At 64.4% G+C, this 13,852-nt stretch carries 13 protein-coding genes; 12 read left to right on the forward strand and 1 reads right to left on the reverse strand.

Features of this window, described 5'->3' with window-relative positions; all coding sequences use genetic code 11:
• Positions 1-220: 220 nt before the first annotated feature.
• The 10 genes from AAIH46_RS16390 to AAIH46_RS16435 are packed head-to-tail and all read left to right on the forward strand — an operon-like array spanning position 221 to position 10,914.
• Positions 221-1,330 carry an NAD-dependent epimerase/dehydratase family protein gene (locus tag AAIH46_RS16390; RefSeq protein WP_430307043.1) on the forward strand — a complete coding sequence of 370 codons (1,110 nt, stop codon included), beginning with the start codon at positions 221-223 and terminating at the stop codon, positions 1,328-1,330.
• Positions 1,327-3,357 carry an NAD-dependent epimerase/dehydratase family protein gene (locus tag AAIH46_RS16395; protein ID WP_430307044.1) on the forward strand — a complete coding sequence of 677 codons (2,031 nt, stop codon included), beginning with the start codon at positions 1,327-1,329 and terminating at the stop codon, positions 3,355-3,357. The genes AAIH46_RS16390 and AAIH46_RS16395 overlap by 4 nt, the downstream gene beginning before the upstream one ends.
• Positions 3,357-4,466, forward strand: coding sequence for a glycosyltransferase family 4 protein (locus AAIH46_RS16400; RefSeq protein ID WP_430307342.1), 1,110 nt, complete (start codon positions 3,357-3,359; stop codon positions 4,464-4,466). Before AAIH46_RS16395 ends, AAIH46_RS16400 begins: the two co-directional genes overlap by 1 nt.
• 2 nt (positions 4,467-4,468) lie before the next feature.
• A complete protein-coding gene (locus AAIH46_RS16405; protein WP_430307045.1) occupies positions 4,469-5,599 on the forward strand; it encodes a CgeB family protein in 1,131 nt (376 codons plus the stop codon).
• Positions 5,596-6,684 carry a CgeB family protein gene (locus tag AAIH46_RS16410; protein WP_430307046.1) on the forward strand — a complete coding sequence of 363 codons (1,089 nt, stop codon included), beginning with the start codon at positions 5,596-5,598 and terminating at the stop codon, positions 6,682-6,684. The genes AAIH46_RS16405 and AAIH46_RS16410 overlap by 4 nt, the downstream gene beginning before the upstream one ends.
• Positions 6,681-7,805 (forward strand): CgeB family protein, encoded by a 1,125-nt coding sequence (locus AAIH46_RS16415; protein ID WP_430307047.1) that lies wholly within the window; start codon positions 6,681-6,683, stop codon positions 7,803-7,805. Before AAIH46_RS16410 ends, AAIH46_RS16415 begins: the two co-directional genes overlap by 4 nt.
• Positions 7,806-7,822: 17 nt before the next feature.
• Positions 7,823-8,866, forward strand: a complete 1,044-nt coding sequence (locus AAIH46_RS16420) for a UDP-glucuronic acid decarboxylase family protein (RefSeq protein ID WP_430307049.1) — start codon at positions 7,823-7,825, stop codon at positions 8,864-8,866.
• Between the two features lie 2 nt (positions 8,867-8,868).
• Positions 8,869-9,633 (forward strand): TIGR04290 family methyltransferase, encoded by a 765-nt coding sequence (locus tag AAIH46_RS16425; RefSeq protein ID WP_430307050.1) that lies wholly within the window; start codon positions 8,869-8,871, stop codon positions 9,631-9,633.
• Positions 9,623-10,486, forward strand: coding sequence for a TIGR02587 family membrane protein (locus tag AAIH46_RS16430; protein ID WP_430307051.1), 864 nt, complete (start codon positions 9,623-9,625; stop codon positions 10,484-10,486). The genes AAIH46_RS16425 and AAIH46_RS16430 overlap by 11 nt, the downstream gene beginning before the upstream one ends.
• An 11-nt stretch (positions 10,487-10,497) precedes the next feature.
• Entirely contained in the window at positions 10,498-10,914 is a 417-nt protein-coding gene (locus AAIH46_RS16435) for a TIGR02588 family protein (RefSeq protein ID WP_430307052.1), read from the forward strand.
• 17 nt (positions 10,915-10,931) lie between these two features.
• Here AAIH46_RS16435 and AAIH46_RS16440 read toward each other — a convergent pair whose 3' ends face one another.
• Positions 10,932-11,270, reverse strand: coding sequence for a hypothetical protein (locus AAIH46_RS16440; RefSeq protein ID WP_430307054.1), 339 nt, complete (start codon positions 11,268-11,270; stop codon positions 10,932-10,934).
• Positions 11,271-11,520: 250 nt separating this feature from the next.
• On the opposite strand from AAIH46_RS16440, the gene AAIH46_RS16445 reads away from it, so the two are divergent.
• On the forward strand, positions 11,521-12,570 hold the full coding sequence (locus AAIH46_RS16445; protein ID WP_430307055.1) for an NAD(P)-dependent alcohol dehydrogenase: 1,050 nt from the start codon (positions 11,521-11,523) through the stop codon (positions 12,568-12,570).
• Positions 12,571-12,572: 2 nt separating this feature from the next.
• On the forward strand, positions 12,573-13,784 hold the full coding sequence (locus AAIH46_RS16450) for an MFS transporter (RefSeq protein WP_430307056.1): 1,212 nt from the start codon (positions 12,573-12,575) through the stop codon (positions 13,782-13,784).
• Positions 13,785-13,852 lie beyond the last annotated feature (68 nt).

Genomic DNA, 13,852 nt, shown 5'->3' on the forward strand with positions numbered 1-13,852 from the left:
CCTGCGCCGCCGCGCAGGTTCACGGGAGCGTTAACAGGCGGAAGCAGATGAAGTTCCTGAAGGATGACATTGATGATGTCATTCAAGATGACATTGCCGAGGCGGATCCGCTAGCGCCTTCGCAGGCAAGGAAAATTTCCGCCGGGAACATTTCGGATTGTTCGCTTGTTCGTCCGCTGATTGATCATCTTCAACCTCCAAGAAAAACAGGTGAAACCCGGTGTCCAAGAAGGTCCTTATCACAGGCGGTTGCGGCTTCATCGGCCGCTATGTCACGGAAGAACTCCTCGCGAACGGCTATCAGGTGCGTATCTTGGATGCCCTGATCGACCAGGTGCACGGCGATACGGGCGTCAGCGTTCCGGATGGCGTCGAGTTCATCCAAGGCGATGTCTGTGACATGGCCAAGGTAAAGCAGGCGCTCGACGGAGTCGACTCTGTCCTGCATCTGGCGGCCGAAGTCGGCGTCGGCCAGTCGATGTACGAGATCGCCCGCTACGTCGGCGGCAACGACCTGGGCACCGCCGTGCTGCTGGAATCGATGATCGGCCTGCCGATCAAGCGGATCGTCGTCGCCTCCTCGATGAGCGTCTACGGCGAGGGATTGTATGTGAGCGACGATGGCCGCCGCTTCGGCCAGGTGCGCCGCCGCAGCGCCCGCATCAAGGCCGGCGAGTGGGAGCCGCAGGGTCCGGCCGGAGAGATGCTGACCCCGGCGCCGACTGATGAGGAAAAGCCCGTCGACCTGGCCTCCATCTATGCGCTGACCAAGTACTTCCAGGAGCGCGCCGTGCTGATCTACGGCGAAGCCTACGGCGTCGATGCCGTGGCGCTGCGGCTCTTCAACGTGTTCGGCCCGGGCCAGGCGCTTTCCAACCCCTACACCGGCGTCCTCGCCAACTTCGCCGCGCGGATCGCCAACGGCCAGCCGCCGATGATCTTCGAGGACGGCAAGCAGCGCCGCGATTTCGTCCATGTGCGTGACGTCGCCCGGGCCTTCCGGCTGGCGCTCGAAAAGCCGCATGCCAGCGGCCACGTCATCAATGTCGGCAGCGGCCAGTCCTATTCGGTGGCCGAGGTGGCGTCGATGCTGGCGGAAGCCATGGGCGCGCCCGAACTTGGTCCCGACATCATGCACAAGGCCCGTTCCGGCGATATCCGCAACTGCTTCTCGGACATCTCCAAGGCGCGCGAATTGCTGGGCTTCGAGCCCACCCATCGCCTCGAAAACTCGCTGGGCGAGCTGGCCGAATGGGTGCGCGAGGCGGGTGCCATCGATCGCGGTGCCGAGATGAAGCGCCAGCTCGAGCAGCGGGGCCTGGTATCATGACGGCAGCCGGATCCCCCGCAAGCGGGCGGCATTTCGGCTTTGCCGAGTGGTTCCGCCCGGGCGAATACGAACGAACGGAAAACCTGCTTCCCGGCATCATCGGCAGCGGCGCCAGCTATCTGCGCACCCATTTGTCATGGGCTGAATACCTTGCGCCGGGTGGCCAGGAATGGTTCGACTGGATGATCCCGAAGGTCGGCAGCCAGATCGACCTGATGCCCTGCATCCACTACACGCCGCCGTCGATGTCCCGCACCGGGCGCTCGAACGGCGCGCCGAAGGTGCTGAAGGATTACGCCGATTTCGTCGACCACGTGCTGACCCGCTACGGCAAGCATTTCCGCCACATCGAGCTGTGGAACGAGCCGAACAACCTGCTCGACTGGGACTGGCGCGAAGACGCCGATTTCCAGCTGTTCTGCGAGATGGTTGGCGGTGCCGCCCACTGGGCCCGGGAGCGCGGCTGGAAGCCGGTTCTCGGTGGCCCGTGCCCCTTCGATCCGATGTGGCTGAACCTGATGGGCGAGCGCGGTGTGCTGAACGTCGTCGACGCCGTGGGCTTCCACGGGTTCCCCGGGACCTGGGATAGCGAGGAGGGCAGCTGGGGCGGCTGGGACATGCATCTCGGCGAGATGCGCTCGATCCTCGACCGTCACAATCCGCAGGCCGAGATCTGGATCACTGAGACTGGCTACTCAACCTGGCGCAACGACGAGATGGAGCAGGCGCGCCGGTTCACGCGGGCGCTGCAGGTGCCCGCCGACCGCATGTACTGGTACTCCTACGCGGATGTGCCGCCGGATGTCGCGGTGCAGGAAGGCCTGTGGTTCGACCCGCGCCACTACCATCTCGGTGCGGTTACCCACGAGAACCAGCCGAAACTGCTGGCCCGGCTGCTGAGCGAAGGCGGCATCGATCGGCTGATGGACGTGACGCGGCTTGCAACGCCGCATCTGGCCACCGGCGCCGCGCCCGTGATCATCACCGGCGGCAGCGGCTTCATCGGCAGCAATCTTGCCGACAGCTTCCTGGCAGAAGGGGAGGACGTCATCGTTCTCGATAATCTCGGCCGCCCGGGCGTCGACCAGAACCTCGCCTGGCTGACCGAAAGACATGGCGGCCGGGTGCATCCGGTGCTGGCCGACGTGCGCGACCTGCGCGGCATCGAGGCCGCCTTCCAGGATGCCAAGGCAGTCTTTCACCTGGCGGCGCAGACGGCCGTGACCACCAGCCTGGTCTCGCCGATCGACGACTTCGAAGCCAATGCGCGCGGAACCGTCAACGTGCTGGAAGCCGTCCGCAAGGCAGGCAAGAAGGCACCGGTGATCTTCGCCAGCACCAACAAGGTCTATGGGGCACTCGAAGACATCGAGATGGTCGAGATGGACGACCGCTACGTGCCGGCCGACCGCGCCATCCGGGATTTCGGCATCGACGAACGCCGCCCGCTCGACTTCTGCACGCCCTACGGATGCTCGAAGGGCGTCGCCGACCAGTACATGCTCGATTACGCCAAATCCTTCGGCATCCCGACCGCCGTCCTGCGGATGAGCTGCATCTACGGGCCACGCCAGTTCGGCACCGAGGACCAGGGCTGGGTGGCGCATTTCCTCATCAAGGCGCTGTCGGGCGAACCGGTCTCGATCTACGGCAACGGCAAGCAGGTGCGTGACATCCTCTATGTCAACGATGCGATCGCCGCCTACCGGGCGGTTCATGGCGCCATCGATACGGTCAAGGGCCGCGTCTTCAACCTCGGCGGCGGACCGCAGAACTCGGTCAGCATCCTGCTGGTGCTGCGCGAGATCGAAAAGCTGGTTGGCGAGCCGTTGCAGACCGCGTTCGGCGATTGGCGCGCCGGCGACCAGTTCTTCTTCGTTGCCGATACGCGGCGGCTGGAAAACGAGCTTGGCTGGCAGGCGTCGACCCGGTGGAAAACCGGTCTCCGGCAGCTTGCCGACTGGCTGCAGGAACACCGTTTCGGCGGCAGCCGGATCGCCGACGAGCGTGTGAGGGTGACCGCATGATGCAGCAGGGCCAGCCACGCAAGATCCTCATGACCCTGGACGCCGTCGGCGGCGTCTGGCGTTACGCGATGGACCTTGCCGCCGGACTTTCTGCGCAGGGCTCGGAGGTTGTGTTTGCCGGTTTCGGGCCACAGCCGAGTGCCGACAAGCGCTGCGAGGCCGAAGCAATCGGCGATCTCGTCTGGCTGGACGCGCCGCTCGACTGGATGGTGTCGGACCCGCAGGATCTGGCCGGCATCCCGGACCTTTTGAGCGATCTCGTCTCGCGCCACGGCGTGGACCTCGTTCATCTCAATCTGCCGACACAGGCGGCGAACCTCCGGGTGGATGTGCCGGTGGTCGCGGTTTCGCATTCCTGTGTCGTCACCTGGTTTGCCGGCGTCCGCCGGCAGGATGTGCCGGACGATTGGGCCTGGCAGAAACATCTCAACGCGCAGGGCCTTCGGCGCGCAGATCGGGTCATCGCCCCCAGCCGGGCGCATGCCGACATGCTGGAGGCCTGCTACGGGCCGATGCCGCATCTGACGGTCGTCCACAACGCGAGCCGGGTTGCCGTTCTCGCCTCATCACCGAACCGCGAACCGTTCGCACTGGCCGCCGGTCGCTGGTGGGACGACGGCAAGAACGGCCTTGTCCTCGACCAGGCGGCGGCCTCGACGAACTGGCCCGTGGTGATGGCGGGACCGACCACCGGGCCGAATGGTCAGAGCGTCACGCTCGCCAATGTCGATCACCGGGGCGAACTCGGGCACGCGGCGACGATGGACCTGATGCGGCGTGCGGCGATCTTCGTTTCGCCGTCCGTCTACGAGCCTTTCGGTCTCGCGCCTCTGGAGGCTGCAAGGCTCGGCGCAGCACTGATTCTTGCCGACATTCCGACCTACCGCGAACTGTGGGACGGCGCCGCCCTGTTTGCCGAAGCAAGCGATCCACAAGCCTTCGCCGATGCCATCAATCGCCTGGCAGAGCGGCCGGTCCTGCGGGCCAATCTTTCTCGCCGCGCCCGCGGAATCTCCCGTCGTTTCACCCCCGAGGTGCAGGCCGAACAGACCAGCCGGATCTACGCGAGCCTGCTTTCGCCGTCTCTTGTCCCCGCCGCTGCGGAGTAATCATGAAGTTCCTGTTCTATACCCATTCGCTTATTTCTGACTGGAACCATGGCAACGCGCATTTCCTGCGCGGCGTCATGCGTGACCTGATCCGGCGCGGCCATTCCGCCACGGCCCTTGAGCCGGAGGGCGCCTGGAGTCGCGAGAACCTGATCGCCGAAGGCGGGGAGGCCGCCGTCAATGCCTTCCATGAGACGTTCCCCGATCTTGAGACCAGCATTTATAATAGCGACTTCGACCATGAGGCCGCCGTCAATGCGGCCGATGTAGTCATTGTGCACGAATGGACGGATCCGGCGCTCGTGGAGCGGATCGGCAAGGAGCGTCGCGACGGCGGCAGCTTCACGTTGGTGTTTCACGACACCCATCACCGCGCAGTGTCGGCCGAAGGCGATATCGCCGGCCTTCAGCTGCAGGACTACGACATCGTGCTGGCCTTTGGCGAGACGCTGCGGCAGCGCTATCTCGACAGCGGCTGGGGCAAGCAAGTCCACACCTGGCACGAGGCCGCCGACGACACGCTGTTCCGACCGATGATCCACGTCGAAAAACAGCGCGATCTCATCTGGATCGGCAACTGGGGCGACGACGAGCGGTCTGCCGAGATCGCCGAATTCCTGGTTCGGCCGGTCGAGGAACTCAAGCTGTCCGCCACGGTGCGGGGCGTCCGCTACCCCGAGCACGCGCTGACGTCGTTGAAGAAGGCCGGGATCGCCTATGGCGGCTGGATCGCCAATGCCGAGGCGCCAAAGGCCTTCGCCCGGCACAAGCTGACAGTGCACATTCCCCGCCGCCCGTATGTGGAGAACCTGCCGGGCATCCCGACGATCCGCGTCTTCGAGGCGCTCGCCTGCGGCATCCCGCTCATTTCCGCACCCTGGGACGACTGCGAGCATCTGTTCCGCCCGGACCGCGACTTTGTCATGGTTCGTAACGGTACCGAGATGAAGAAGGCGATGCGCGATCTCCTCAACGATCCGGCGCAGGCCCAGGAACTCGTCAGTGCCGGCCTCGAGACCGTCACCATGCGCCACACCTGCCGGCACCGCGTCGACGAGCTCCTCGGCATCCTCAGCCGTGACGGCACCAAATCCGTCAAAGATGCACTCGCCCTTCCGGAGGCAGCAGAATGAAGATCGCTTTCTATGGCTCGAGCCTTGTTTCCGCCTATTGGAACGGTGCCGCCACCTACTATCGCGGCCTCTTGCGGGCGCTTGCCGCCAAGGGCTACGACATCACCTTCTATGAACCGGATGTCTACGACCGGCAGAAGAACCGCGACATCGATCCGCCGGAATGGGCACGCGTGGTGGTCTATGACGGCACCGTCGAAGCCCTGAAGCGGGTGGCCGTGGAGGCGGCGCAGGCCGATATCGTAGTGAAGGCAAGTGGCGTCGGCTTCGAGGACGACCTGCTGCTCGCCGAAGTGCTGCGCCACGCGCGGCCGGAAGCGATGAAGATCTTCTGGGACGTCGATGCGCCAGCGACGCTTGCCGAACTGCGCGCCCATCCCGACCATCCACTACGCCAGGCGCTCGGCCAGCTGGACACGGTTCTGACCTATGGAGGCGGTGATCCGGTGGTGGCCGCCTACCGCTCGCTCGGCGCCCGCGATTGTGCGCCGATCTACAATGCCCTCGATCCGGAAACCCATCATCCGGTCCCGGCGAACCCGGGTTTTGCCGCCGATCTCGGCTTCCTCGGCAACCGGCTGCCCGACCGCGAGGCCCGCGTCGAGCATTTCTTCCTGGAGCCGGCGGCCCAGGTGCCGGGCCAGCGCTTCCTGCTGGGCGGTTCCGGCTGGGAGGGCAAGCCCATGGCCGGCAATATCCGCGCCATCGGCCATGTGCCGACCCGCGACCACAACGCCTTCAACGTGACGCCGAAGGCGGTCCTCAACATCTCGCGCGAAAGCATGGCGCAAAACGGATTCTCGCCCGCCACACGGGTCTTCGAGGCGGCCGGTGCCGGCGCCTGCCTGATCACCGACTACTGGGAAGGCATCGAGCTTTTCCTCAAGCCCGACGAGGAGATCCTTGTTGCGCGCGACGGCCAGGAGGTGGTCGAGATCATGGCAGGCCTCACCCGTGAACGCGCCGAAGCCATCGGCCGACGCGCGCTTGATCGCGTACTCTCGGCCCATACCTACGCCCATCGTGCCGAAGATGCCGACCGCATCTTCAAGCGGTTCGCCGAACGCCGGGAGGCCGCCGAATGACGAAGCCGCTCGATATCGTCATCCTCGGCCTGTCGCTGTCGTCGTCCTGGGGCAACGGCCACTCGACGACCTTCCGCTCCCTGCTGCGCGGCCTCCACGCGGCGGGCGAGGGGCACCGGGTGCTGTTCCTCGAACGCGACGTACCTTGGTATGCCAGCCACCGCGATCTTCCCGATCCCGACTTCTGCGAGTTCGCCTACTATTCCGACATTGATGACATGCTGTCGACCTATGGCGAGCGCATCCGGCTTGCGGACGCCGTCATCGTCGGATCCTACGTGCCGGCCGGTGTGACGCTGATCGATGCGCTGATCGCGCTCGGTCCGCAGCGCCTGTGCTTCTACGACATCGATACGCCTGTCACTTTGGCCAAGCTGCAGCGGGGCGACGAGGAATACATCGCCCGCCGGCAGATCCCGGAGCTTGACGCCTATTTCTCGTTCACCGGCGGGCCGATCCTGCGCCATCTGGAGAGCCACTACGGCGTGCCGAAAGCGCTGCCGCTCTACTGCTCGGTCGATGCCGACCGCTATCAGCCGACCGGCGAACCCATCGAGTGGGACCTCGGCTATCTCGGCACCTACAGCCCCGACCGGCAGCCGGTGCTGGAGAAAATGCTGATCGAGCCGGCAAGACGCTTGAAGGGTCGCCGGTTCGTCGTCGCCGGCCCGCAATATCCCGCGGACATCGACTGGCCAGACAATGTCGATCGCATCGACCACCTGCCGCCGTCCGAGCACGCCTCCTTCTACAGCCGCCAGCGCTTTACGCTGAACGTTACCCGCGCCGACATGATCGCCGCCGGCTGGTCGCCGAGCGTGCGGCTGTTCGAGGCGGGCGCCTGCGCATCGCCGATCATCAGCGACGCCTGGGAAGGCCTCACGGACCTGTTGCCGGACGGCGCGGCGATCGTCATCGCCAGGACGACGGAGGAGGTCGTCGCTGCGCTCGAACAGACGAGCGACGAGGAGCGCCAGGCGCTGGCCGAGGCTGCACGCCTGCGGGTTCTGGAAGGTCACACCGGCCGTGCCCGTGCGGCCGAACTGATCCGCGACCTTCGCGACCTGCCGCTTCGCCGGCAGGACATGGGCGCTGCGCCGCGCCACAAGATTTCGGCATGAACAGAGAGGAAATGGGAATGCTGCAACGTACCACTCGCGGAATGACGAAAACCGTCCTGGTTGCCGGAGGGGCCGGCTTTGTCGGCTCGCATCTCTGCGATGCACTCTTGGCGAGAGGCCATCGGGTGATTTGCGTCGATTCCTACCTCACGGGGTCGGAGGACAACATCCGTCCGCTGGAAAATCATCCCAGCTTCCGGATGATCGAGAAGGACATCTGCGCCCTGACCTCGATCGATGAGCATGTGGACGAGATCTACAATCTTGCCTGCGCCGCTTCTCCGCCGCAGTATCAGGCCGATCCGGTACACACGATGATGACCTGCGTTGTCGGTACCGGCAACCTTCTGGCGATTGCCGAAAGCCATGGCGCGTCCTTCCTGCAGGCTTCGACCAGCGAAGTCTATGGCGACCCGGAGGAGCATCCGCAGCGCGAGGACTATCGCGGCAACGTCAACTGCACGGGCCCGCGCGCCTGCTACGACGAGGGCAAGCGAGCCGCCGAAGCACTGTGCTTCGACATGCTGCGTTCCGGACGGGTGGACGCCCGCGTGGTGCGGATCTTCAACACCTACGGCCCGCGGATGGCACCCGACGACGGCCGCATCGTCTCCAACCTGATCGTCCAGGCGCTGAAGGGCGAACCGCTGACGATCTACGGCACGGGCGAGCAGACTCGCTCCTTCTGCTTCGTCAGCGATCTGGTTGCCGGTCTCATCAAGCTGATGGAGGTCGATCCCAATCCGGGCCAGCCCGTCAACATCGGCAATCCCGGCGAATTCACCATCAACGAACTGGCCGACATGGTACTGGCGATGGTTCCCACTCAGTCGCGCATCGTTCACCATCCGCTGCCGATGGACGATCCGCAGCGTCGGCGGCCCGATATCGACCGGGCCAAGGAGCTTCTCGGCTGGGAACCGAAGGTGCCGCTGGCTGAAGGTCTCCGGCAGACAATCGACCACTTTATTTCGGTCATGCCGAGCAACCGACAGGGCGTGCGGTTTACCCCGGCCAAGACGCGTAAACCGCTCACCTCCGATTTGAGCCTGGGGGTCTGATAATGGATGCCGCAAGAACTCCGCCGGCCGAACTGCGCCGGCGGATCGCAGAACTGGGTCCATGGTTTCACAACATGGAGATCGGCGGCGTCCAGACGGCGCCGGACCATTTCCTCGGCGACTACCCCGGCTTCAAGTGGAAGGGTTTTCAGCATGTGCTGCCGGAGGATCTCGAGGGGCGCAGCGTTCTCGACGTCGGCTGCAATGGAGGCTTCTACTCGATCGAGATGAAGCGCCGCAATGCCGGGCGCGTGGTGGGGCTGGATACCGATGCACGGTATCTGGCACAGGCACGGTTTGCCGCGGAACAGGCGGGCTACGACATCGAGTTCCGGCAGATGTCGGTCTACGACGTGCCGCAGCTCCAGGAGCGCTTCGACCTCGTCATCTTCATGGGCGTGCTCTACCACCTGCGCCATCCGCTTCTCGCGCTCGATCTTCTCTGGGAACATGCGGTCGGCGAGCAGATGCTGTTCCAGTGCCTGCAGCGGGGCGACGAGCGGATCCCGCACCTGCAGGAAAATCACGATTTTTCCGAATGGGCTCTTTTCGATCAGCCCGATTATCCTAAACTCTTCTTCGTCGAAGAGCGCTATGCCTCCGACCCGACGAACTGGTTCATTCCGAACACGTCGGCGATGGAAGCAATGTTGCGCTCCTCGGGCTTCGAGATCGAGGCGCATCCGGAGAGGGAGGTCTATCTGGTGACGCGAGGCAATCGGCACTACGCGGTGGAGCCCGCGCCGTGCGTACATCATGACGGCTGACGCCAAGGCCGCCGAGGCGCAGGACGAGCAACGGCGTTTCCTTGTCGGGCTTTTGCGGGGCTCCGGCGGGGCTTTGATCTTCGGCCTGCCGATGCTGATGACGATGGAGCTCTGGTTCCTCGGCTTCTACATGGAGCGGGGCCGGCTGCTTCTGCTGATGCTCGTCAACATTCCGCTGCTGATCGCGCTTGCCCACCGCATCGGTTTCGAGCCCACATTCACCTGGCGCGAAGCGGTGCGCGATGCGATCACCGCCTATGCCCTGGCGATCCTGACCAGTGCCCTGGTGCTGATGCTGCTGGGCGTCCTGACGGCCGACATGCCGCCGCGCGAGTGGGCCGGGATGATCGCCATGCAGTCGGTGCCGGCGAGCATCGGCGCACTACTCGGCCGCAGCCAGTTCGGCCAGTCCGAGAAGGACGACGACGACGCCGACGAGGATGCCGCCGAGGAGATCAGCACCGGTTATGCCGGTGAACTGTTTCTGATGGGCATCGGCGCGTTGTTTCTCAGCCTCAACGTCGCGCCGACGGAAGAGATCATCCTGATCTCCTACAAGATGACCGCCTGGCACGGGCTGGCAGCGGTGGCCGCATCGATCGCCGTGATGTACGGCTTCGTCTACGCCGTCTCGTTCCGCGGCACCCATCAGCTGCACGAGCACACGCCGAGCTGGCATGCCCTTCTCCGCTTCACTCTGCCCGGCTATGTGGTGGCCTTCGCCATCAGCCTTTATGTGTTGTGGACGTTCGGACGCCTGGACGACACGTCGTGGACCCAGATCATGATGTCGGGCATTGTCCTCAGCCTGCCTGGCTCCGTCGGTGCCGCGGCGGCACGCCTCATTCTTTAAGGACGACACCGATGACGGTGACCAACAAACGCTCGCGGACCAACACCGAGCAGCGCGAGGCAAGCTGGGTCGAGTGGACGACCGGCATCGTCTCGCTTCTGCTGGTTCTGGCCCTGCTCGGCTGGATCGGCCGCGAGGCTCTGGTCAAGGACAGCAGCGCGCCGGAACTGAAGATCGAGATCACCGGCATGTCGCGGTCGGGCGAATTTCATCGGGTGGAGTTCGAGCTGGTCAACGACGCACCCTCGACAGCGGCCGCAGTAAAGGTCGTCGGCGAGTTGAGAGGGGCGAACGGCGAGGTGGAGATCTCGGACGTGACATTCGACTACGCGCCGGCTGAATCCCGCACCCGGGGCGGGATCCTGTTCCGGGGCGACCCGCAGGCCGGCACTCTCTCGATCCGGCCCGCGGGCTACACAGAGCCCTGATCGTCGGTCAGGTAGACCTAGCCGGGGATCTGGCCGAGTTCCGGAAACTGCTGGCGTGCCGCATCGATCGATGGGCAGATCGTATCGCTGGCCCCAAGCGTCACGGAGATGTTGTCGCCAACCTCCAGTTCGCCGTCGAAGAAGACCGGCAACTGGTCTCCCTGGTGCCGGACGAGCGTCGCATCGCGCTTGAAGCCCTGCATCAGAAGCCAGTCGCGCGGCGCCATCACGGATATCTTCACTCTCACCGCATCGTCGTGCTCGCGGGTTGCGACCAGCTTGTAGCCGACGGTCGACCGGCTCTCGCCGACCTGCAGTTCTCCGGTGCTCGCTGCTTCCTGCAGATGCTCGCTCATGGAAATCTCCGCTCTGAATGAAATCGATAGGATGGATTGCCAGCTTAAACCGACCTTTCCTTTGCTTTGTTCCGTGCCGTGAGCGTGTGATCTGCCCTCTTGCACCGGACTTGCGCCGCCTCCCGGAGGATCGGGCAATAAATCCGGCGGATCGAATAAATCAGTTCGCAAGCTCCTGGGTTAAGAGAGTGTCGCTCCACCGGCGCCGGGCGAGCACTCCTCAATTCACTCAGATCGAAAGGTCTTCACCATGGCTACTGCAAGAGGCTATGCGGCGACGGATGCGTCGAAGCCGCTCGAGTTCTTCACCTTCGAGCGCCGCGAACCGCGCGACGACGATGTCGTCATCAACATCGAATATTGCGGCGTCTGCCACTCGGACATTCACCAGGCCCGCAACGAGTGGGGTAACTCCCGCTTCCCGATGGTCCCAGGCCACGAGGTTGCCGGCACGGTGACCGCCGTCGGCGCCAAGGTCAGCAAGTTCAAGGTCGGCGATCGCGTCGGCGTCGGCTGCTTCGTCGACTCCTGCGTCCATTGCCAGACCCGCGATTTCGACAACGAGCAGTACCTGCCGGGCCTCGTCCAGACCTACAACGACGTCGAAGCCGACGGCACGACGCCGACCTACGGCGGCTATGCCGACTCGATCGTCGTCAAGGAAGGCTACGTCTTGTCGATCCCGGACAACCTGCCGCTCGATGCGGCAGCGCCGCTACTGTGCGCCGGCATCACGCTCTACTCGCCGCTCGCCCACTGGAAGGCCGGACCCGGCAAGAAGGTGGCGATCGTCGGCATGGGCGGCCTCGGCCACATGGGCGTCAAGATCGGCTCGGCCATGGGCGCCGAGATCACCGTACTCAGCCAGACCCTGTCCAAGAAGGACGACGGGATGAAGCTCGGGGCGACGGCCTACTACGCCACCTCCGACGACGAGACCTTCAAGACGCTCGCCGGTACCTTCGACCTGATCATCTGCACGGTCGCTGCCGAGATCGACTGGAACGCCTATCTCAACCTCTTGAAGGTCGACGGCACCATGGTACTGGTCGGCGTTCCGGAGAACCCGGTTCCGGTGCACGCCTTCTCGCTGATCCCCGGCCGTCGCAGCCTCGCCGGCTCGATGATCGGCTCGATCAGGGAGACCCAGGAGATGCTCGACTTCTGCGGCAAGCATGATATCACCGCCGAAATCGAAGTGATCGACATCAAGGACATCAACCAAGCCTATGAGCGTGTCGTGAAGAGCGACGTGCGCTATCGCTTCGTCATCGACATGGCAACGCTGCCGAAAGCCTGAGAATGTCCAATCATCGCCCCGAAGGTGCCGTCGGCATCGCAGACGGCCCTTCGACGGCCTTGATAACAACAGTCGGATTGGCGGCGGGAGCTCTCGTTGCCAATCTCTACTATGCGCAGCCGCTGGTCAGCCAGATCGGGCCCGAACTGGGCATTGATCCGGATGTGGCCGGTGCGCTGACCAGCACCACCCAGATCGGCTACGGCGTCGGCCTATTCTTCCTCGTGTCGCTTGCCGACCTCGTCGAGAACAAGAGACTGGTGCTGGTGACGCTTGTCATCACCATGCTCGGTCTCGTCGGCATGGGGCTGTCGACATCGGTGGTACCGTTCTTCATCGCCTCTTTCGTCATCGGGCTCTGCTCGACGGGCGCCCAGGTGCTGATCCCGATGATCGCCCACCTCGTGCCGGTCGAACGACGCGGCCGGGTCGTCGGCAATGTCATGGGCGCCGTTCTCACCGGCATCATGCTGGCGCGGCCGGCATCGCTGTTCATCTCGGCGAGCTTCGGCTGGCGCTCGGTGTTCTTCCTGTCGGCTGGATTGATGGCGATCATCGGCCTGTCGCTGGTTGCGGTGATGCCCCGCCAGAAGCCGAATAGCGGCATGACCTATCCGCAGATCCTCCGCTCCATGGGAACGCTGTTCCGCGAGACGCCGGTGCTGCGCTGGCGGTCGTGCTACCAGGCGATCGTCTTCTGCGCCTTCAACCTGTTCTGGACGGCGATCCCGCTGGCGCTTGCCGATCGTCTGTCTCTCGGGCCGCGCGAGATCGGCCTGTTTGCTCTGGCCGGTGCCGGCGGCGCACTCGCAGCCCCGATCATCGGCCGGCTGGCGGACCGAGGTCTCGGCGTCGTGCTTTCGGCATCGGCGATGCTCGGGCTGGCGGTGTTCTTCGCGATCAGCGGCTATGCCATGGCGGCCGGCGCGCTGATCCTCCTCACGCTCTGCGCCGTGCTGCTCGATGCGGCCGTCCAGGCAAACCAGATTATCAGCCAGCGAATCATCTTCGCCATCTCGCCGGAAAAGCGCGGTCGGCTGAACGCCATCTACATGACCTCCGCCTTCATCGGCGGTGCGATCGGCTCGACGCTCGGAACCATCACCTATCACTGGGGCGGCTGGACGGCGACGTCGGCCGTCGGCAGTCTACTCGGTATTGTCGGGCTCGTGCTGTTCAGCATCGAACAACGGGGCCGGCGCCTGGCCGCCTGACGACCGGCATTTCTGCGACAACCATCTGCACGATTTCTTATTTTGCTTCGCCACCCTGTTGGTGCAAT

Origin of the sequence: Rhizobium sp. 0TCS1.26 (assembly GCF_050455525.1) — a bacterium.
Classification (GTDB): Bacteria; Pseudomonadota; Alphaproteobacteria; order Rhizobiales; family Rhizobiaceae; genus Neorhizobium.